General features: G+C 41.3%; 18 protein-coding genes and 1 pseudogene. 15 read left to right on the top strand and 4 right to left on the bottom strand.

The window, feature by feature from the left end; genetic code table 11:
* Positions 1-209: pseudogene (locus tag MOZ64_RS09165) on the top strand (transposase); the annotation flags it as partial.
* A 63-nt stretch (positions 210-272) separates the two neighbouring features.
* On the opposite strand, the gene msrC reads toward MOZ64_RS09165, so the two are convergent.
* Positions 273-737, bottom strand: a complete 465-nt coding sequence (gene msrC, locus MOZ64_RS09160; protein WP_320326261.1) for a free L-methionine (R)-S-oxide reductase MsrC — start codon at positions 735-737, stop codon at positions 273-275.
* 275 nt (positions 738-1,012) lie between these two features.
* Between msrC and MOZ64_RS09155 the strand changes: the two genes are divergently transcribed.
* The 9 genes from MOZ64_RS09155 (at position 1,013) to MOZ64_RS09115 (ending at position 9,700) form a co-directional block, all read left to right on the top strand.
* Positions 1,013-1,690, top strand: a complete 678-nt coding sequence (locus MOZ64_RS09155) for a F0F1 ATP synthase subunit A (protein WP_320326260.1) — start codon at positions 1,013-1,015, stop codon at positions 1,688-1,690.
* A gap of 17 nt (positions 1,691-1,707) precedes the next feature.
* Positions 1,708-1,929 carry an ATP synthase F0 subunit C gene (atpE, locus tag MOZ64_RS09150; protein WP_320326259.1) on the top strand — a complete coding sequence of 74 codons (222 nt, stop codon included), beginning with the start codon at positions 1,708-1,710 and terminating at the stop codon, positions 1,927-1,929.
* A gap of 1 nt (position 1,930) precedes the next feature.
* Positions 1,931-2,401 carry a F0F1 ATP synthase subunit B gene (locus MOZ64_RS09145; RefSeq protein WP_320326258.1) on the top strand — a complete coding sequence of 157 codons (471 nt, stop codon included), beginning with the start codon at positions 1,931-1,933 and terminating at the stop codon, positions 2,399-2,401.
* 5 nt (positions 2,402-2,406) lie between these two features.
* A complete protein-coding gene (atpA, locus tag MOZ64_RS09140) occupies positions 2,407-4,173 on the top strand; it encodes a F0F1 ATP synthase subunit alpha (protein ID WP_320326257.1) in 1,767 nt (588 codons plus the stop codon).
* Positions 4,157-5,074 carry an ATP synthase F1 subunit gamma gene (gene atpG, locus MOZ64_RS09135; protein ID WP_320326256.1) on the top strand — a complete coding sequence of 306 codons (918 nt, stop codon included), beginning with the start codon at positions 4,157-4,159 and terminating at the stop codon, positions 5,072-5,074. Before atpA ends, atpG begins: the two co-directional genes overlap by 17 nt.
* A complete protein-coding gene (atpD, locus tag MOZ64_RS09130) occupies positions 5,065-6,453 on the top strand; it encodes a F0F1 ATP synthase subunit beta (RefSeq protein ID WP_273345146.1) in 1,389 nt (462 codons plus the stop codon). The genes atpG and atpD overlap by 10 nt, the downstream gene beginning before the upstream one ends.
* Before the next feature lies 1 nt (position 6,454).
* Complete coding sequence (locus tag MOZ64_RS09125) at positions 6,455-6,868, top strand: FoF1 ATP synthase subunit delta/epsilon (protein WP_273345092.1); 414 nt, start codon at positions 6,455-6,457, stop codon at positions 6,866-6,868.
* 229 nt (positions 6,869-7,097) lie between these two features.
* Positions 7,098-8,426: a uracil-xanthine permease family protein gene (locus tag MOZ64_RS09120; RefSeq protein WP_320326255.1), complete on the top strand. Its 1,329-nt coding sequence runs from the start codon at positions 7,098-7,100 to the stop codon at positions 8,424-8,426.
* Entirely contained in the window at positions 8,423-9,700 is a 1,278-nt protein-coding gene (locus MOZ64_RS09115; RefSeq protein WP_320326254.1) for an amidohydrolase family protein, read from the top strand. Before MOZ64_RS09120 ends, MOZ64_RS09115 begins: the two co-directional genes overlap by 4 nt.
* On the opposite strand, the gene MOZ64_RS09110 is transcribed toward MOZ64_RS09115, so the two are convergent.
* Positions 9,690-11,207 (bottom strand): ATP-binding cassette domain-containing protein, encoded by a 1,518-nt coding sequence (locus tag MOZ64_RS09110; RefSeq protein WP_273345101.1) that lies wholly within the window; start codon positions 11,205-11,207, stop codon positions 9,690-9,692. The genes MOZ64_RS09115 and MOZ64_RS09110 overlap by 11 nt on opposite strands.
* A gap of 180 nt (positions 11,208-11,387) precedes the next feature.
* Here MOZ64_RS09110 and MOZ64_RS09105 point away from each other — a divergent pair, with 180 nt between their 5' ends.
* The 5 genes from MOZ64_RS09105 to MOZ64_RS09085 all read left to right on the top strand — a co-directional run bounded on the left by MOZ64_RS09105 (position 11,388) and on the right by MOZ64_RS09085 (position 18,904).
* Positions 11,388-12,968 carry a glucose-6-phosphate isomerase gene (locus MOZ64_RS09105; RefSeq protein ID WP_320326253.1) on the top strand — a complete coding sequence of 527 codons (1,581 nt, stop codon included), beginning with the start codon at positions 11,388-11,390 and terminating at the stop codon, positions 12,966-12,968.
* A 64-nt stretch (positions 12,969-13,032) separates the two neighbouring features.
* Positions 13,033-14,226 (top strand): tRNA guanosine(34) transglycosylase Tgt, encoded by a 1,194-nt coding sequence (gene tgt / locus MOZ64_RS09100; RefSeq protein ID WP_320326252.1) that lies wholly within the window; start codon positions 13,033-13,035, stop codon positions 14,224-14,226.
* Positions 14,227-14,331: 105 nt separating this feature from the next.
* Positions 14,332-15,747 (top strand): pyruvate kinase, encoded by a 1,416-nt coding sequence (pyk, locus tag MOZ64_RS09095; RefSeq protein WP_320326251.1) that lies wholly within the window; start codon positions 14,332-14,334, stop codon positions 15,745-15,747.
* Positions 15,748-15,816: 69 nt separating this feature from the next.
* A complete protein-coding gene (locus MOZ64_RS09090) occupies positions 15,817-17,370 on the top strand; it encodes an alpha-amylase family glycosyl hydrolase (RefSeq protein ID WP_320326250.1) in 1,554 nt (517 codons plus the stop codon).
* A gap of 58 nt (positions 17,371-17,428) precedes the next feature.
* Positions 17,429-18,904 carry a nicotinate phosphoribosyltransferase gene (locus MOZ64_RS09085; RefSeq protein WP_320326249.1) on the top strand — a complete coding sequence of 492 codons (1,476 nt, stop codon included), beginning with the start codon at positions 17,429-17,431 and terminating at the stop codon, positions 18,902-18,904.
* Here MOZ64_RS09085 and yaaA read toward each other — a convergent pair.
* Both yaaA and bsh read right to left on the bottom strand, forming a co-directional pair.
* Positions 18,901-19,614: a peroxide stress protein YaaA gene (gene yaaA, locus MOZ64_RS09080; RefSeq protein WP_320326248.1), complete on the bottom strand. Its 714-nt coding sequence runs from the start codon at positions 19,612-19,614 to the stop codon at positions 18,901-18,903. The genes MOZ64_RS09085 and yaaA overlap by 4 nt on opposite strands.
* Before the next feature lie 2 nt (positions 19,615-19,616).
* Positions 19,617-20,591 (bottom strand): choloylglycine hydrolase, encoded by a 975-nt coding sequence (bsh, locus tag MOZ64_RS09075; protein WP_320326247.1) that lies wholly within the window; start codon positions 20,589-20,591, stop codon positions 19,617-19,619.
* Between the last annotated feature and the right edge of the window lie 56 nt (positions 20,592-20,647).

Raw genomic sequence — 20,647 nt, 5'->3', positions numbered from 1 at the left:
TACTGTGCCTGGCAAAAAGGAACAAATGAAAACACCAATGGACTGTTAAGAGAATTCTATCCGAAAGGAATGGACCTATCACTTGTCGATGAAGATGAGCTAAAGCATAATCTTGAACTGATGAATAGTCGGCCACGAAAGTGCCTGGCTATAAGACACCAAATGAAGTTATGAACGAAACAGACTCACATACATCGTGTTGCACTTAATTTGACAATTCATCGTTCATAAAAAAGGATGAGCACCTATATAATAGGTAAAGGCTCATCCATCTATAGATTGTATTGTTTGGCAATCAAACGGGCCAAAAGAGGAGCTATAGCTTCCATCGTTTCTTTGATGTCCGTATTGAAATGATTCAACGTAGGGGAATCGATATCCAATACGGCAAGCAGTCGATCCGCATGAATCAGAGGAACGACCAATTCCGATTGACTGGCAGCATCACAAGCAATATGTCCTGCAAATTCATGTACATTATTGATCAGCATGGTTTGTCTGGTATCGGCACAAGTACCAACGACACCTGATCGATAAGCAATCCGTGTACAAGCCACTCTTCCTTGGAAGGGCCCTAACGTACATTCTTTTTTTTGATCATCACAAGCATACAAACCAACCCAATTGACATCGTCTAATTCATAGAACAATAGAGCTAATATATTAGAAATATTAGAAATAGGCGGTAACGAATCATCGATGATCATTTTGATTTGTTCAATTAATAGTGAATTCATAAAGAAATGTTATCATATTTTCTTACAAATCGCATCTAGGAAGCTATTTCTCACTATATTTTGATAAAGACTCTAAGCATCTGTTTTATTCTTGCAATGTAACCGTTATCAGGCCTAAAAAACGATTGACTCTCCTTTTTAATGAGCGTACAATGCAGATTATCAGAAAAAACAAGAGGAACATTAACCCGCGATGAGGCTAGTCGGTTCACGAGTTAACGTGGATCACTAGCCTTATTCTGTTTTTTCGAAGAGGAGGTGCTGATTCTAAAACAATGGAAGAATTTACCACAGAATTAGTGAAGCAGCTACAAGTCAATACGGTATTCACAATTGGCCCCTTTGCGATTGCGGAATCGGTCGTTGTGAGTTGGATCGTTATGGCTATATTAGTCGCAATCGCTATTTGGCTCACTCATGGGCTTCGTGTTCATGATCCAAGTAAAAGACAAGTCGTTGCCGAGCTTATCGTTACATGGTTGGATTCCTTTACACAATCCATGTTAGGTCCCAATGCCAAAGAATATAGCAGTTATATCTCTACGGTCCTATTATATATAGGCTTAGCCAATATAATTGGTATATTTGGATTGAAGCCACCGACCAAGGATTTAAATGTTACGATTGCGTTGGCTTTAATGAGCATTGTACTGATTGAAGTGAGTGGCATTCGTGCCAAAGGCACAAAAGGTTGGATCAAAAGTTTTGCCCAACCCATGGCAATTGTTACACCTATCAATATTTTAGAGTTGGTTACTCGACCTCTCTCCCTTTGTATGCGATTATTTGGAAATGTGTTAGGTGCCTTTGTCATCATGGAATTGATCAAGATGGTCGTTCCGGTATTTATCCCAAGTATTTTTAGTTTATATTTTGATTTTTTCGATGGCTTTATACAAGCCTATGTATTTGTCTTTTTGACATCATTGTTTATTGCGGAAGCAACAGAATAAAATAGGAGGAAAAGAAAATGAGTTTAACAGCAATTGGAGTAGGTATGGCAGCTTTGGCCGTTATTGGCGGTGGATTGGGAATTGGTATCGCGACATCGAGTGCCGTAAAAGCCGTTGCTCAACAACCTGAAGCAGATGGTAAAATTATGCGTAACTTATTGTTAGGATCTGCATTGGCCGAGGCAACAGCCATCTACGGTTTCGTATTGGGTATCTTGATCATCTTCATGGTGAAGTAGTATGTTACGTATTGATTCCAATCTCATTTGGACAATCATTAACTTACTTGTATTGTATGCATTGATGAAGAAATTTTTGTTTAAACCCGTTCGTGAAATCATTGCCAAACGAAATGACGAAATTGACTCATCCTTTGCGGATGCTGCTAAAGATAAAGAAGCGGCACACGCATTAAAGGCCCAAGCCGATGAAAAATTGGCAAATATCCACGAAGAATGTAAGGAAGAGCTAGCCAAAGCGAAAACGCAAGCTTCTTTACAATATGAACAAATCATTGCGGATGCCAATGCAAAGTCAGAAGAAATGATTGCTCAAGCACGCTTAAAGACCCAAGAAGCGATGAATCAAGAAAAGACCAAAGCACAAAATGAAATGGCTGCCTTGATTGATCAAGCCGCACAAAAAGTAGTGGGCGAAAAAAGCGATGCCTCGTTATATGATGATTTTATTAAAGAAATGGATAAAGGATAATGGATATGAAACAAGAAAATTTAACCGCTACACTGCGATGTGTGACACGTCCAACCTCTGCCCAGGCCGATAAGATCAAAACCTTTCTCAAAGAAAAGTATGATTGTACGAATGTTACGCTAAAGATAGAATTAGATCCGAGCGTGCGTGGTGGATTCATCCTTCACGCTGGTAACGATGAATACGATTGGTCAACGCGTTCTCGTCAAGAACAGTTAACAGATCAAATCAAAGCAGCTCGGGACAAGGCCTTACGCATGAAAAAAGATGGCAGCTTGATGTCAATTTTAAAAGAAGCCATTGAACAATTTCAAACACAAGCCACGCAAAATGAAGTTGGTTATGTAGAAACGATTGGTGATGGGATTGCAACCATTTCCGGGATCGAACATGCCATGTATGGTGAAGTAGTTGTCTTCGAAGATGGAACCAAAGGAATGGTCCAAGACATTAACGATGATGGCATCGGAGTCATCTTGTTTGATACGGATGGTTTGATTGGGCAAGGAACGAAAGTTTCACGAACAAAGTTACAAGCTGGTATGCCCGTCGGCCCTGACTTTTTAGGTCGAGTCGTTGATGCATTGGGAAATCCTATTGATGGCCTTGGCCAAATTGAGTCGGTGGAAATGCGTCCCGTGGAAGAACCAGCCCCAAGCATCATTGATCGTAAACCCGTCACGACACCATTGGAAACCGGGATCCTTTCGATTGATTCCATGTTCCCTATTGGTCGTGGACAACGTGAATTGATCATTGGCGATCGACAAACAGGTAAGACATCGATTGCGTTGGATACGATCTTGAACCAAAAAGGGAAAGATTGTATTTGTATCTATGTATCGATTGCGCAAAAAGCATCGACAGTAGCGAACTTGGTCAATACCTTGAAAAAGAATGATGCGATGGACTATACCATTGTTGTCACTTCGACCGCTGCTGATGCGCCAAGTTTACAATATATCGCCCCTTATGCAGCCACTTCCTTAGCGGAATATTTTATGCACCAAGGCAAAGATGTATTGATTGTTTATGATGATTTATCCAAACATGCGGTCGCTTATCGTACGATTTCCTTATTATTAGGTCGAAGCCCTGGTCGTGAAGCGTATCCCGGCGATGTATTCTATCTGCATTCTCGTTTGTTGGAACGCTCCAGTCGATTATCGGATGAAAAAGGTGGCGGATCCATTACCGCATTACCAATCATTGAAACGCAAGACGGAGATGTCAGTGCCTATATTCCTACCAATGTGATTTCTATTACCGATGGTCAGATCTTCTTGGAAAGTGATTTGTTCTTTGAAGGACAACGACCAGCCGTCAACGTTGGTTTGTCGGTTTCTCGTGTAGGTGGAGCTGCACAGACCAAAGCCATGAAAAAAGCCTCCGGCTCTTTGCGTATCGATTTGGCCCAATATCGCGAAATGAAAGAATTTACGCAATTTGCTTCCGATCTGGATGAAACGACCAAACGTCAACTTGCGCATGGTCAAGTATTGATGGAACTCTTAAAACAACCATTGAATCATCCCATGGATCAAGCCGATCAAATCATGGCATTGGTGATTGCGGATGCCAATCTACTCAGTGATGTACCTGTTGATCAAATAAAAGAAGTAGAAACAAACATGTTGGCATGGTTGGATCGTGAACATGCGGATTTGGCTCGTGAAATTCATACAACGGGTACATTGGATGACAATCTAAAAGATCGCATCATCCAGGCAGCCAAAGACTATCGAGGATCGGAACATGTCAGCCATTCGTGAATTAAAAGACCGCATGACCGGTATCCAATCGACCATGAAGATCACGAAGGCGATGTATATGATTTCATCAACAAAGATGAATAAAGCCAAACAAAACTTGGCCAATACAGAACCTTATTTCCATTCTCTGCAAAAAGTCATCTTGACCATTTTACGAAGTCTGCCCGAAAACTTTCATCATCCCTATTTGGATGAACGTGAATACATCGATCAAGACAATCAACGTCGTGCCATTCTTTGTGTAACGGGCGATAAAGGTTTAGCGGGTGCCTATAACCACAACGTCTTAAAGATGACCGAGCAAATGTTGAAAGGCTTTAAGTCGTATAAACTTTATATGGTCGGTGAAGTAGGACGTCAATATTTTATACGTCGTCATATTCCAATCGAAGAAAGTTTCTTATATACCGCGCAAAATCCAACGTTGCCCACAGCACGTTCCATTGCCAGTAAGATGTTGGAATTATTTGAAAATCAAAAAATCGATGAATTGTATATCGTCTATACACGAATGGAAAATGCCACGCAATTTGTACCTGATATCGATCAATTGTTGCCATTGTATCGCTTGAATCGCGATGTAGAAGTTGGTGGTGATACGACGATGCACTACCAATTGGAACCCAATCCTAAAGTTGTATTGAATACAGTCATTCCCGATTATTTAGCCGGATATATCTATAGTTGTTTGGTGGAATCGTATGCCGCCGAACACTTTGCCCGTATGCAAGCCATGGATTCAGCCAATAAGAATGGGGAAGATTTGTTGGCCCAGTTGTCGTTGCAGTACAATCGTCAAAGACAAGCGCAAATCACCCAGGAAATTACCGAAGTAGCGGCAGGGGCAAAGGCGCGCAAACAACAATTAGAAAAGAAAAGGAGACGTGCCACATGCAAATAGGAAAAATCACACAAGTTATGGGGCCTGTTGTCGATGTTCATTTTCCATCGACACCATTGCCCTTGATCCATACGGCCTTGCAGGTGGATAACCATGGCAAGAAATGCATCATGGAAGTCATGCAACATGTGGGAACCGACACGGTTCGATGCATCATGTTGTCACCCAGTGAAGGACTTCAAAAAGATATGCCTGTTTTATCCCAAGACATGGGTATTGAAGTGCCAGTCGGAAAACAAAACCTTGGCCGTTTATTTAATGTATTAGGCGATACCATCGATGGAAAAGAAGCCATTGATACCGATACCTATTGGGAAATTCATCGAAAACCACCAAAGTTTGAAGATCAATCCCCTGTCACTGAAGTTTTGGAAACGGGTATCAAAGTCATTGACTTAATTGCACCCTATGCCAAGGGAGGCAAGGTTGGTTTGTTCGGTGGTGCCGGTGTTGGTAAAACCGTATTGATTCAGGAATTGATTCGCAATATTGCCAGTGAACATGGAGGCTATTCAATCTTTACCGGTGTTGGTGAACGAAGCCGTGAAGGAAATGACCTTTGGACCGAAATGAGTGAATCGGGTGTCATCGATAATACCGCTTTGGTTTTTGGTCAAATGAACGAATCCCCAGGTGCTCGTATGCGTGTAGCCGAAACGGGATTGACCATGGCCGAATATTTCCGTGATGTGGAACACAAAGATGTGTTGTTGTTTATTGATAATATCTTCCGTTTTGTGCAAGCCGGATCGGAAGTCTCTTCGTTGTTGGGACGTATGCCATCGGCCGTTGGCTATCAACCAACACTAGCCAATGAAATGGGCCAGCTTCAAGAAAGAATCGCATCGACCAAGAATGGTTCGGTTACTTCGGTACAAGCTGTCTATGTTCCGGCTGATGATTTGACCGACCCAGCTCCAGCCACTACTTTTGAACATTTGGATGCGACAACCGTCTTGTCACGGAAAGTCGTTGAACAAGGTATTTATCCAGCCGTCGATCCATTGGAATCCAGCTCTCGTATCTTACAAGCAGATATTGTGGGGAAGGAACATTATGATACCGCACAGGAAGTCTTGCAGTATCTTCAGAAGTATAAAGAGTTACAAGACATCATCGCCATCTTAGGTATGGAAGAATTAAGTGATGAAGATAAGACGATCGTTGCGCGTGCTCGTCGTTTACGTAACTTCATGGCTCAGCCATTCCATGTGGCGGAACAATTTACTTCCATTCCAGGTAAATATGTACCATTAAAAGAAACCATCAAAGGCTTCCGTGCTATCTTGGATGGTGAAATGGATCAATATCCTGAAAGTGCCTTCTTCAATGTCGGTGGCATTGATGAAGTGATCGAAAAAGCGAAAGAAGTGGAATGATATGCCTGCTTTATTTGACTTAAAGATCATGGCCAGTGATCATGTTTTCTTTCAAGGAAAAGCTCAAGTACTAACCATTCATACGCCGCAGGGATCCAAACAATTTTTAGCGCATCATGCGAAAACGATTTATGCCATTACGCCAGGAGAATTAAAGATTCGTAAAGAAGATGGCTCTGAAATCAAGGTCGTCAGTGGCTTTGGCACCATGATCTTTAGTGACAATCAAGCCGAAGTCCTTGTCGATACATGTGAGACGCAGTCGGAATTGGATGAGCGAAGAGCGAAAGAAGCTTTAGAACGAGCCAAAGAAAAAATGCGTCAAAAACAATCGCAACGTGAATATCGCATGTCTCAAGCGGCCATGGCCCGAGCCTTAGCACGTCTACAATTTAAGGATAAACAGATTCATTAGTTTTATATGTAAAAAATTTACACTCATGTAAATTTTTTACAATAATAGATTGATTGTTTTCATTGAATGTGATATAAAATAGATAGAAGAAAGAAGCTTTTCCATTTTCCTTCTCAACAAAATGGAATTTCGTTTCTTTCTTTTTGTTTTTTATTCATGAATAAAATAGCCAGCAAAGGTGCTTCTTAAACAAGAGGCACCTTTTTGCGTATGCAGGGAGGTAAGAAAAATGAAGCAAAAGGCAGACTTAATTGTCGGTATCAATGAACATGTCTCACCAGGAAGAGCCATATTCTTAGGATTTCAACACATTTTATCGATGGATCTCTATGTATTTCCCATCTTATTAGCCGGGATGATTGGCTTATCGGGTAGTGATGCGAGTTATCTGATCCAAATGTGCTTCTTTACTTGTGGTTTGGCCACTATCATCCAAACCGGATTGGGCATCCAATTACCTGTCGTTCAAGGATCGAGCTTTGTTGCATTGAGTGCATTGGCAGCCATTGGCTCTACCCAAGGAATGGATGTATTGGTCGGTAGTTTGATTCCCGGAGCCATCCTCTTATGTCTATTAGGTGTTACGAAAGTATTCGCAAAGATCATTCATCGATGTGTACCAGCTTATATTGGTGGTTTGGTGATCATGATCGTAGGAATTTCTTTAACTTCTACGGCTGCCAGTGGTGTGATCAGTAATTCCGGAGGACTATTGAATAACTTGATTCCCGGACTCAGTGCGATGATCGTCTTATTGATCCTGAATGTATATGGATACAAGACACAATACAAACATAAATACATCAGTTTGTTTTCGGTGATTTTCGCTTTGGTCATTGGCTGTGTGGTTTCTGGATTCATGGGTACATTACATTTTGATGCGGTCGGTCAAGCGGCTTGGTTCCAAATTCCATCGATCTTTCATTATGGTCTACCGCAGTTTGATGCATCCTCTTGTATTCTGATGATCTTTATCTATTTTATCGTATTGATCGAAACAACGGGTGTCTGGTTTACCGTCAGTGATGTGACCGGAGAAGAATTAACGGATGAACGCCTCAATCGTGCCGTGATTGGTGAGGGCATTGGCTGTTTATTAGGTGCTTGTTTTGGTGGTACGCCATTGACTGGTTATTCATCGAATGCCGGTGTGATCTCCATCACGAAAATTGGCAGTCGATCGGTTGTCATTACATGTGGTATCTTGCTTTCTTTGATGGGGTTGTGTCCGAAATTGATGGCAGTCATTGCTTCGGTTCCTGGCTGTGTCATCAGTGGTGTTTTCTTGGTCATTTGTCAGATCTTGATTGCGAATGGATTGAAGATCGTCATGAAAGAAGAAATGAGCCAAAAACGCATCTTGGTCATTGGCTTATCGATTGTATTTAACGTTTCAAGCATGGTCATTTCAGCCGATGCCATGGCAAGTTTTCCAACCGTTGTCCAATATTTCTTAAGCAGTGGAACCGCTGTTGGGGGATTAAGTGCCGTGTTATTGAATTTGATCTTGCCTGAAGAGGCTCCTGCCCTAAAACAGAAAGAAGTGAATGCGGAATGATCATCAAAGGAAATTTTATCTATACACCTTCCTTGGATCAAATGGTGATTCGAAAAAACGAATATCTGGTTGTGGAAGATGGAAAAGTCAAAACCTTTTATAAAGCCTTACCACCAAAGTATCAAACCGAAACTGTCATCGATCATACCGATGCATTGATCATTCCAGCCTTCAATGATCTGCATATTCATGCACCCCAATATATTAATCGCGGGATTGGCTTTGATAAAGAACTGTTGCCTTGGTTGGAAACCTATACCTTCCCCATGGAAGCAAAATATAAGGATATGGACTTTGCGGATCGATCCTATCGATTGTTTTTACATCGCCTATGGGAAAATGGAACCTTGCGGTTTTCTGCCTTTGCGACCTTGCACAAAGAAGCCACTTGGCGTTTGATGGAACTTTGCGAACGATCGGGTTTAAAAGCCTGGATCGGGAAAGTCAACATGGACCGGAATAGTCCCGACTATTTGTGTGAAGATACAAGCCAATCTTTACAAGATACCGAGGAATTGATCCAAAAAGTAACAACCTTACAGAATGTAAACTATATCATTACGCCACGCTTTGTCCCTTCTACCACCGAGGCTTTAATGAGGGGATTGGGCGAATTGGTCAAAAAGTATGATTTACCGGTGCAATCGCATTTATCCGAAAACAAAAGTGAAATTGCCTGGGTCAAAGAACTGCATCCCAACATTCCTACGTATACGGAGGTCTATGAAGCCTTTGGCTTGATGCCCAAAGGCAAGACTATCATGGCCCATTGTATTCATCTATCCGAACCGGAGAAAGCGATATTGAAAGAACGAGACGTGATGATGTGTCATTGTGCTCAATCCAATGCCGATCTATCCAGTGGTATCATGCCCCTCAAGGAAAATCTAGACCTAGGTCTTCGATGTTGCATTGCCAGTGATATTGCGGGCAGTCACACACCCGATATGAATCGCCATATTGCCCTATCCATTGAATTGTCCAAGATTTATCATATGCAGCATCCGGAAGTCAAAGCCATCACTTTGCCACAAGCCCTCTTTTTGGCAACGAAACAAAGTGGCTCCTTCTTTGGGAAGGTAGGTAGCTTTGAGGCTGGATATGCCTTTGATGCCTTGGTCATTGAAACCGAAGAAATGCCTGGCTTCTTGCAACGAGAACCTTTTGAAAAATTGGAACAATTTATCTATGATGGCAAGGCTTCCAATATTTTAGAGCGCTATGTGGAAGGAAAAAAGATCCCATGTCCTTTTGGTCAATCTGTCATTTTTTAGTGAGGCCATGCTCGTCCAAAACATAAACGGTATCACAGACTTCTGAAATATACTTACGATCATGGGATACACTGATGATCGTTCCCGGAAATTGTTGGAACATGGAACGAATCAAAGGATTGGATAACGGTGACAAATTCCGTGTAGGCTCATCCAAGATCAATACATTGGCTTGTTTTAGTCCCATTGCCAATAGAAAACACTTGGCAAGTTGTCCTTGGGATAGGTCATTTAAGGCATGTTCCATTTCTTCTCGGGTGAATTTTAAAGCCGCCAACCCATTACGAATCATGGTTAGATTAGAACTATAGGTTCTTAAAAAGGCAACAGGAGTTTGTTCAAAAGCCATTTGGTCCGCATAGTTTTGAGGCATGTACGCAACAACTAGATCGTCTCTTATCGTCAATTGTGCATAGATTCGTTTTAATAAAGTGGATTTACCCGCTCCATTTTTACCAATGATACAAACTTTTTCTGGTCCCACGATCGATAGATCAAGGTCATTGGCCAATATACGATTGGTTTCTAAACGATCCAGATGCAGATGAATGATTTGTTTATTGGTTGGAATGGGGGTAGGATCCATCCACATCCAGCGAATGGCTTCTTCTTGTTCCGGTATTTCCAACATATTCGCATCGACTTTTTCAAATCGATGTTCCAATGATTTGACGGCATGCATCTTCTTTTTCAATAATTGTCCACCATGGGCATCTTGTCGGCTAATGGTATTTTGTGCATATTCCACTTTTTGTTGGATGCGTTGAAAACGAGCATCGCGTTGTTTTTTCTCTTTTCGTTGTTCTTGGGCTTGTTGTTTTTGGCGATCAAAAGCCCGTTGACGCATTTGAAGATAGGTCGCATAATTTCCTTTAAACAAAGTGATTTTCGGTTGGGTTTTCTTTTTTAATTGTTCAAAATGAAGGATCCGATTGGCGGTATTTTCTATTAACGTTTCATCATGACTGATGAAAAGCAAGATGCCTGGATAGCTACGGATCCAGGATTCTAACCATTCGAGCGTATCGATATCCAGATCATTGGAAGGCTCATCCAAAAGGATACAGGTTGGTTCTTCCAACAACAGGCGTAAAAGTTGTACTTTGACTTTTTCTCCACCAGAAAGGGTAGCCATGCTTTGATCCCGAAAGGGAAGATCGGCAGGCAAACCCAGCGTCTTGGCATATTTTCCCATTTTGGTTTGAAGATCCCAAAAGGCATCGCTTTCGCAAAAATAAGCATAGATGGTCAAATTTTGATCGTGTGGGGGTAATTGTTGCGGTAAATAGGCCAATCGTTCGTTGGTATGGATGCATTGGCCATGATATTCAATATACGATTGAATGTTTTGTGGATCATAGATCCATTTCAGAAAGGTAGATTTGCCATTGCCTTCCTCCCCAATCAAAACGATCTTGTCGCCAGGATTGGCAGTCATAGAAAAAGAATCCATCAGCTGATGGCCATCTTTGGTGTGAAGTAGCGTACAATTTTGAATTTGTAACATGAATGATTCCTCCTTTTATTATTTATTTTTTAAAAAATAGAATTTAGAATCATTCTTCCACCCACCTTCTAATATTTCCATAAAACAACATTCTTTCGATGATGTCAACCTTGGAAAAAATGCTTAAATAGTCTATCATAATAGTGATATTTGTGTGATACACAAGGAGGTTTAAATTTCATGGTAAATTGGACAAATTTTGATGCGTTGGATTCGTATCAAGCATTAAAAAATGTACAAGCAGTGGATGTTCGTAAAGTGATGTCAGGAGAGTCGGGTGCTAAGCGTGTCAAAAATTATAGCGTACCAATGGCTGAAAAGATGGCATATAACTTTGCGGCAAAAGCAGTGGATGATGATATCTTAGCTGTTCTACAAAAAGTATCCGATGAAGCAGAATTAACGGAAAAATATGAAGAATTGTACAATGGTGCCATCATCAATACGGGTGAAAAACGTTTGGTTCTTCATCAATTGTGTCGTGGACAATTAGGTAAAGATGTTGTTGTGGATGGAGTCAATAAACGTGAATTCTATCAAGCTCAACAAGATCGTATCGCCAAATTTGCGAATGATGTTCATGCTGGTAAGATCGTCAATGGCAAGGGTGAAAAATTCACAACGGTTGTTCAAATCGGAATTGGTGGTAGTGATCTAGGACCTCGTGCTTTATATCTAGCTTTGGAAAACTGGGCAAAGACCAATCACACGTTAAAGATGCAGGCCGCTTTCATCTCCAATGTCGATCCTGATGATGCATCGGCAGTATTAAATAATATTGATGTGGAACATGCCTTATTCATCGTTGTATCGAAATCGGGAACAACATTGGAAACATTGACAAATGCAGCCTTTGTGGAAGATGCATTGAAAAAAGCCGGTGTGGATCCTTCCAAACATATGTTAGCTTGTACAAGTGAAACATCTCCATTGGCCAACAATGATAAATTCTTAGATTCTTTCTATATGGATGACTATATTGGTGGTCGTTATTCTTCCAGTTCTGCCGTTGGATGCTGCGTATTATCGTTGGCATTTGGACCCGAAGTATTTGCTCGTTTGATGGCTGGTGCCCATGCAGCGGATGAAACCGCAAAAGAAAAAGACATTTTGAAAAACCCTGCGTTGTTGGATGCTTTGATTGGTGTCTATGAACGAAACTTCCTTGGCTATGCGACAACGGCCGTATTGCCTTACTCTCAAGCTTTGTCTCGCTTCCCAGCTCATCTGCAACAATTGGATATGGAATCCAATGGTAAATCCGTCAATCGTTTTGGGAAGAAAGTCGATTATGTCACTGGACCTATCATCTTTGGCGAACCTGGAACCAATGGTCAACATTCTTTCTATCAATTGCTGCATCAAGGCAAGACCATCGTGCCGCTTCAATTCATTGGTTTCAAAGACAGTCAAATTGGTAATGATGTTGTAATTGAAGGTTCTACTTCACAAAAGAAATTGGATGCGAATGTGGCAGCTCAAATTGTTGCTTTTGCGTGTGGTAAAGACGATGAAAATCCAAATAAGAATTTCGATGGTGGTCGTCCATCCAGCATCATCATTGGTCAACAATTGAATCCAGAATCATTGGGTGCATTATTGGCTCACTTCGAAAATAAAGTCATGTTCCAAGGCTTTGTTTGGAACATCAACAGTTTCGATCAAGAAGGTGTGCAATTGGGTAAAGTACTTGCGAAACGTGTATTGGCCCATGATACCGATGGAGCGTTAGCTGTTTATAGCGATTTATTAGAAATCTAATCATTTGAGAGGGCATGGCCCTCTTTTTTTATGTATAATAGTTCTTGTTTTAGGAGGATGTGGCATGCATCAAAATGATTTTGCTTTTGAAATTCGTCAAAAAATACCCAATCACTTAGGTCGAGCTGGTATCATTCATACGGCTCATGGAGATATTCAAACTCCCGCTTTCATGTGTGTAGGCACACGCGGTCAAGTTCCTTTTTTGCCCATGGAAGATCTTCATCGCATTGGTGGTCAGGCCATGTTAAGCAATGGCTATCATTTACGCAATATCTCCCCAGAAATTGCCCAAGGTGGCGGTTTAGCCAAATGGTCCGGCTGGTTTGGGCCAACGCTAACGGATTCGGGTGGTTTTCAAGTTATGTCATTAGGATCGGGATCGGGCAAAGTGGTCAATATGGATACCCATAAGCCATTGGAAAATACGCCCATGGAACAACGATTGGCTAAAGTCAGCGAAGCCGGGGTCGAATTTGAAGATTATTTGACTGGTGACATGGATTTCATTGGTCCGGAAGAATCTATGCAGATCCAATGTCGGATCGGTGCGGATATTCATATGGCCTTTGATGAACTCACTTCCTTAGCCGATTCGTATGCGTATAATGTTGAAGCCATGCATCGGACCGAACGCTGGGCCAAGCGTAGTTTGGATGAACATCAAAAACATTGTATGGATCTTGGCTATTATCAAGCTCTATATGGTTGTATTCAAGGCGGACGTTGGGAAGATCTACGACGTTCCACCTCGAAAAAATTAGGAGCCATGGATTTTGATGGCTATGGTCTGGGTGGTGCTTTCCAAAAATCCGATCTTGGTCATATTCTTCGTTGGTGCAATGAAGAATTACCTGAATACAAACCAAGACATCTATTGGGCCTATCTCATCCCGATGATATCTTGATTGGTTGCGAACAAGGTGCGGATACGTTTGATTGTGTGGCACCCGCTCGCGAAGCTCGTCATGGCCGGATCTATACGCATCATGGATTTTATCATTTGAATTTACAGCATCCCCATGATTTATTGGAAAAAGGATGCGATTGCCCAACTTGTCAAGCCGGCTATACACAAGGGGAATTGCGCGAAATGCAGAAATCTGAAGATAAGGCGATTCGTTATGAATATTTTCGATTGGCAACAATGCATAATTTACGTTTTATCATTCGTTTGACCCAGGAAATACGCGAAGCCATATTGGATGGCCATTTTGAATGGTACAAAAATGCGTTTTTAAAAGATTATTTACAATAAAATGTAAGGTTTGAATCAAATCGCAAGTTGAAACCGTTTACTACTTTATTTTTGAAAAAAATCGTGTATGATACTAGTGAATTAAAGGAATCGAGAGGTAAAAAGATGAGAAAGACAAAAATTATTTGTACTTTAGGACCTGCTAGTGAAGATGATCAAACCATCACTGAGTTAATGAAGGCAGGGATGAATGTTGCTCGTTTTAACTTTTCACATGGATCACATGAAGAGCACAAAGCGAAGTTTGAAAAGGTCATTCGTTTACGTCATGAATTGGATTTACCAGTTGCGACGTTATTAGATACAAAAGGGCCAGAAATTCGTTTACGTGATTTTGAAAATGGAAGCATTGAATTAAAGGAAGGGCAACGCTTCACTTTAACGACTGATGAAGTCATGGGAAATGAAGAACGTGTTTCTGTTTCTTATAAAGAAATGACACAGGATGTCATTCCAGGGGGAACCATTTTGATCGATGATGGTCTGGTTGCCTTAAATGTATTGGAAATCAACGGCCCCGATATTGTTTGTGAAGTCATGAATGGTGGTGTCATTTCCAATAAAAAAGGTGTGAATATCCCCAATATTGATTTATCGATGCCATTTATTTCTGAAAAAGATCGTGAAGATTTGATTTTTGGATGTGAAATGGGATTTGAATATTGTGCTGCCTCCTTTACGCGTACGGCACAAGATATCTTGGATATCAAAAAGATCTTTGATGAACATGGTGGACATATGAAGATCATTGCCAAGATTGAAAGTATGCAAGGGGTAAAGAATGTTGATGAGATCTTGGATGTGGCTGATGGTATCATGGTTGCGCGTGGTGACTTAGGTGTCGAAGTTCCATTGGAAGATGTACCAATCATCCAGAAACAGATCATTGAAAAATGTATCAAACGTGGCAAGATCGTTGTAACGGCTACCCAGATGTTGGATTCGATGATCCATAATCCACGTCCAACTCGTGCCGAAGCCAATGACGTAGCTAATGCTATTTATCAAGGAACCACTGCCATCATGTTGTCGGGAGAAACCGCCAATGGTAAATATCCTGTATTAGCTTGTCGTACGATGGCTCGTATTGCCAAACGTGTCGAAGAAGATGTGGATTATAATGAAATTGGTAAGTTGCGTGCACAAAGCTCAAAAGTATCGCAGACACGTGCCGTTTCCCATGCGGCGGTTACCTTAGCCAAAGACATCAATGCCAAAGCCATCCTTTGTGTCACGATTTCCGGTTATACAGGACGTCGCATTGCCAGCTATCATCCCGATCGTCAAGTGATTGCTTGTACGATCTCAGAGACGGTAGCTTGCCAGATGAACTTGTTGTTTGGTGTATCGCCATTGACAATTCCGCAACAAGATAAGACCGAAATGTTGTTTAGTTCAGCCATCCATGCAGCGAAAAAAGCCGGCTTGGTTGAATCGGGTGATTCAGTCGTACTTTGTGCGGGTGTTCCATTGGGAGAATCCGGTAAAACCAACATGATCCGTGTCATGGATGTGGATTAATTGTTTTTTGAGGTCGATAAGACCTCTTTTTTTTGTGTTATAATAAATCTATTTAGAGGGGGAATGCATATGGCATGGTTTGATGAAGCGGTTTTCTATCACATATATCCATTGGGATTAGTGAAAGCTCCTAAAAAGAATGAATACACAACGCCGGTGGCCCGGATCAAACAATTGATTCCATGGGTCGATCATCTGGTTGCGATTGGCTGTAACGCATTGTATATAGGACCTTTATTTCAATCGGTTGGACATGGCTATGAAACGACGGACTACAAACTTTTGGATAGTCGTTTGGGAACGAATGAAGATCTTGTTGATTTTGTGAAATATTGTCATGAAAAAAAGGTCCATGTGATCTTTGATGGCGTATTTAATCATGTGGGACGTGATTTTTTTGCGTTTCAAGATGTCAAGAAAAAGAGAGAAAATTCTGTATATAAAGATTGGTTCTGCCACATCAATTTTCAGGAGGACAATTCCTATCATGATGGCTTTTGCTATGAAAACTGGGGTGGCTATGATTTATTGGTCAAATTGAATCAAAGAAATCCCGAGGTGATCGACTATATTTGTTCCATCATTCAATATTGGGTTGATACCTTTGATGTGGATGGCATTCGTTTGGATACTGCCGATGTGTTGGATTTTGATTTTATGAAAGCTTTGCGTCAAAAAGCCAATACCGTCAAACCGGATTTTTATTTGATGGGGGAAGTCATTCATGGTGAATACAATCGTTGGTCCAATCCAGAACATTTACATGCTGTGACCAATTATGCGTTGCATAAAGCCTTGTATTCTGGACACAATGAACATAATTATTTTGAAATTGCGCATACCGTCAAACGGTTATACGAAATGGGACACAATGATCCATTGGGTATTCGCTTGTATAATTTTGTGGATAATCATGATGTATCACGGATTGCTTCCAAATTGACCAATCCGGCGCATTTGATTCCGGTCCATATTTTGTTGTATACATTGCCCGGTGTTCCATCGATTTATTATGGCAGTGAATGGGCCATTGAAGGCAAGAAAACGAAGGGCTCGGATTGGAATTTACGCCCTTGTTTGAATCTAAAAGAAAGGAAAGACATCGCATTGACCCAAGTCATTGCGACATTGGGCCATGTACGACAAACCACGCCTGCCCTATCGTATGGCGCGTATCAAGAAGTCTTGTTGACCAATCGCCAATATGCCTTTTATCGAGGAAATGTTTTGGTGATGGTCAATAACGATGAAGCACCGGCTCATTTTGATTTGGCCATTGAAAATGGAATCTATACCGGGGTATTATCCGGACAAGTGATCGAAGTCAAAGACGGCCATGTATCGATTGATTTGCCGGCTTGTGGCGGAGAAATTTGGTTGCCCGATCATCAAGAAACGTTTGAACCCATTGATTACCAAATGGATATGCCCAAACAAAAGGAAATTTCCTTGCCAAAAGAAGTGCGGCATGTACCGTATGAACAAATGAGCGTAGCAGAACTACAAGCTTGTATTCTTCAAAAGATGGCCAAAAATGGACCGGTCACGGAACAAATGAAACAGTCCGTATTGGAAAATGTGTATCCCGATTCTTTGTTGAATTGGGTAAAGAGTTTTCGTTGAACATGGAAACCCGTGTAAATAAGGCGTATAATAATGGGCAATGAACGAGGATAGTACGATGAACAAAACGATTTATGACAAACGGAACATTAGTATGGTGATGGATCTTTATGAATTGACAATGGCCAATGGGTATTTGTCAGAAAAAGATCGCAATGATTATGTAACTTTTGATGTCTTCTATCGAAAAAATCCCGATAATGGTGGCTATGCGATCTTTGCGGGATTGGAACAAGTGATCGAATACATCGAACAAATGCACTTTGATCAAGAAGACATTGATTATTTACGCTCTTTACACCTCTTTAGTGAAGATTTCTTAGAGTATTTAAAGACCTATCATTTCAAAGGGGATTTATTTGCGTTTCCAGAAGGAACGATCATGTATCCGAATGAACCCATCATTACGGTGCGTGCCCCATTGATCGATGCCCAATTGGTCGAAACGGCCATTTTAGCCGAAATCAATCATCAATCCTTGATTGCGACCAAGGCCAGTCGCATTGTTCGTGCTGCCAGAGGGCGAGCTGTTTCTGATTTTGGCGCACGTCGCGCTCATAATATGGATGCAGCCGTATATGGTGCACGAGCTGCTTATATTGGTGGATGTGTCGGAACGGCCACCGTGTTGGCTGGTCAAATGTTTGATATTCCTGTCAGTGGTACGATGGCGCACAGTTGGGTCATGTATCAAGAAGATGAATATACGGCATTTAAAAAGTTTGCCGAATTGTATCCCGATGATTCCATTCTTTTGATCGATACGTATGATGTATTGAATTCGGGTGTTCCAAATGCGATTCGGGTAGCCAAAGAAGTATTGGAACCCATGGGAAAACGTTTAAAAGGCGTTCGTTTGGATTCAGGAGACTTGGCTTATTTATCTCGCAAAGTGCGTCAAAAACTAGATGCAGCTGGTTTGGAAGATGCCATTATTGTGGCTTCCAATAGTTTGGATGAATATACGATCAATTCCATCATGGATCAAGGGGGCTGCATCGATAGTTATGGTGTGGGGGAGCGCTTGATCACCTCGAAGAGCGATCCGGTATTTGGCGCTGTCTATAAAATGGCGGAAGCCGAAAAAGATGGGCAACGCATTCCAAAGATCAAGATCAGTGAGACGGTAGAAAAGATCACCAATCCAGGTCGTAAAAAAGTCTATCGCGTGTTTGATGAGGAAGGCAAAGCCGTTGCGGATTTGTTGACAAAATACGATGAACGACCCATTGATACATCCAAACGCTATCGGTATGTGGATTCGAAAAAGCCTTGGAAGAACATGCATTATGAAAACTATTCCGTTAAAGAATTGCAGCATCAAGTAATCAAAGAAGGAAAGCGAATCAGTGCTCCTGTTCCTTTAAAAGACATTCAAAAATATGTATGGGATCAGATCCATAATGAGATCTGGGATTCCGAATTGCGTTTTGATAATCCGCATGAACATTATTTGGATATGAGTCCTAGTTATTATGAAATGAAAATGGATCTATTGTATAAATCCCAAAACAACAATAAGGAGGAAGATTAGCTTCCTCCTTTTCTGTAGACCAATGTTTGATGCGTACTTTGTTTCGGATCATAGATAAAGCCCAGATCATCAAACGCATATAGCTGTTCGATCGTTTCGACTTGATGTTCAGCCATATATCGAACCATGCGTCCACGGGCCATCTTGACATGGACCCCTTTTTCTTTGTACTGGTTTCCAACGGTTTCATAAAAACGCACATCGATCATGGGCCGATATTTGGCAATGGCTTTGGCATATTCAGCACTGGCCAAATTTAAGATGGGTTCCTCACGAAACGTATGGACGAGTTTATCCGCCCAAAAGTCGTACAAATTGATGCCTGGTTTTTGATTCAGTTCCAAGCGATAGGCTTTGATTCCATCCAAAGGGCGTAAGATCCCATAGAGTCCAGAACCGATTCGTACATGCGCTTGGACATACTGCATTTCTTGATTGGTAAAGACATCAGGTGCCATATAGGTATATTGGATTCCATGAAAATAAAACAATGCCGGATAAATAGGGGCCTGATCGTATTGATGAATGCTTTCATACGCTTTTTGAGCAATGGCATCTGAACACGCATACAAGTTCTTTAATTCCGTTAAGGAATAGGTAGCCAATCGATCCATGAGTTGATGGGCTTCTTTTTGAAAGAGAGGCTGTGTCATCGAAACAAAATCGTCGCAAGGCTTCATTTGTTTGGCGGGTGAGATCAATATCTGCATGATCAGTTACAGAAATGAATTTGTTGGCCTTTGATCAATGGATAGGTGATGATCGTATCGCCATCTAAGTTTTCATGGTACATATCAACGGCTGTGATTTGTGAATTCTCATAGGTCGTGTAGTAGTAAATGCCTTTATCCACATTGACACAACTGGAATAGATCGTAATTTCGTATTGATCGGGTGCCACTTCGCAACAACCACGTTGTTGATCAACGGAACCTAAGATATGGAAAAATTGCGAAATACTTTCGGATTCACTCGCACCTGAAACGGAATTGAGCTTGGTCCAAGCCACTTTCACAAAGCGGGAAGCACTGGATAAATCACCAGGCAAGCCCATACCGCCCATGCCACGGGAATATTCATCCAATTCAAGTCCAGGCGCAAAGGTTTCAGGAAGCGTTCGATTGGATAGGTAGCGATAATTATTTAAGTTAAATAATTGTTTATCAAATGGTGGATTATTGGTCATGACACCGACTGGATCATCGTAGATGTGGATTCCTTCATGGACGGCTTCAATGACGATGCTGTGGTTTCGATCGGAGACCATCCAATGTAAAGGGGAAGGTGGCAATTGTTCACTAAAGGCCGTATTGGTGATGTTGACATCCTTCATTTTGGCTTTGACATCTTCCACGGTTTCACATTGGGTCAGTAGCCAAGGCACCAATTCAAAAGAGGCAATGTTGACTTTACCTTCTTGGACCGGTTTGTAGTCGGCATTTTTGGGAAAGTTGAGACCGGCCATGCTTAAGCCTTTTTCGTTGGTGGCATCATAATACAAAGGATACTGATTGACAACGGTTGCCATGCCAATCAAAGCATAGTTAGCCTTTTGTTCCTTCACATGACGATACGTAAATACATAGTTGCGAGGTGTGATCGTGACACTTTCATTATAAGATAGTTCAAGATCTAAGTTGCGACCAAAATAATGATCTTTGGTTGCGTAAGTAATAACTGTACACATAAATATAAGACTCCCTTCTATCTTTCATTTTACTCGACTTTCTAAAAAAAGGGCAT

Origin of the sequence: Absicoccus intestinalis (assembly GCF_033971885.1) — a bacterium.
Lineage (GTDB): Bacteria > Bacillota_I > Bacilli_A > Erysipelotrichales > Erysipelotrichaceae > Absicoccus > Absicoccus intestinalis.
The sequence above is the reverse complement of the archived record's forward strand: the minus strand, read 5'-3'. Positions and strand labels throughout refer to the sequence as shown.

Bases quoted from the DNA above. Each gene is read 5' to 3' on its own strand.
- msrC (WP_320326261.1), bottom strand. From the start codon at position 737: ATGAATTCACTATTAATTGAACAAATCAAAATGATCATCGATGATTCG.
- MOZ64_RS09155 (WP_320326260.1), top strand. From the start codon at position 1,013: ATGGAAGAATTTACCACAGAATTAGTGAAGCAGCTACAAGTCAATACG.
- atpE (WP_320326259.1), top strand. From the start codon at position 1,708: ATGAGTTTAACAGCAATTGGAGTAGGTATGGCAGCTTTGGCCGTTATT.
- MOZ64_RS09145 (WP_320326258.1), top strand. From the start codon at position 1,931: ATGTTACGTATTGATTCCAATCTCATTTGGACAATCATTAACTTACTT.
- atpA (WP_320326257.1), top strand. From the start codon at position 2,407: ATGAAACAAGAAAATTTAACCGCTACACTGCGATGTGTGACACGTCCA.
- atpG (WP_320326256.1), top strand. From the start codon at position 4,157: ATGTCAGCCATTCGTGAATTAAAAGACCGCATGACCGGTATCCAATCG.
- atpD (WP_273345146.1), top strand. From the start codon at position 5,065: ATGCAAATAGGAAAAATCACACAAGTTATGGGGCCTGTTGTCGATGTT.
- MOZ64_RS09125 (WP_273345092.1), top strand. From the start codon at position 6,455: ATGCCTGCTTTATTTGACTTAAAGATCATGGCCAGTGATCATGTTTTC.
- MOZ64_RS09120 (WP_320326255.1), top strand. From the start codon at position 7,098: ATGAAGCAAAAGGCAGACTTAATTGTCGGTATCAATGAACATGTCTCA.
- MOZ64_RS09115 (WP_320326254.1), top strand. From the start codon at position 8,423: ATGATCATCAAAGGAAATTTTATCTATACACCTTCCTTGGATCAAATG.
- MOZ64_RS09110 (WP_273345101.1), bottom strand. From the start codon at position 11,207: ATGTTACAAATTCAAAATTGTACGCTACTTCACACCAAAGATGGCCAT.
- MOZ64_RS09105 (WP_320326253.1), top strand. From the start codon at position 11,388: ATGGTAAATTGGACAAATTTTGATGCGTTGGATTCGTATCAAGCATTA.
- tgt (WP_320326252.1), top strand. From the start codon at position 13,033: ATGCATCAAAATGATTTTGCTTTTGAAATTCGTCAAAAAATACCCAAT.
- pyk (WP_320326251.1), top strand. From the start codon at position 14,332: ATGAGAAAGACAAAAATTATTTGTACTTTAGGACCTGCTAGTGAAGAT.
- MOZ64_RS09090 (WP_320326250.1), top strand. From the start codon at position 15,817: ATGGCATGGTTTGATGAAGCGGTTTTCTATCACATATATCCATTGGGA.
- MOZ64_RS09085 (WP_320326249.1), top strand. From the start codon at position 17,429: ATGAACAAAACGATTTATGACAAACGGAACATTAGTATGGTGATGGAT.
- yaaA (WP_320326248.1), bottom strand. From the start codon at position 19,614: ATGCAGATATTGATCTCACCCGCCAAACAAATGAAGCCTTGCGACGAT.
- bsh (WP_320326247.1), bottom strand. From the start codon at position 20,591: ATGTGTACAGTTATTACTTACGCAACCAAAGATCATTATTTTGGTCGC.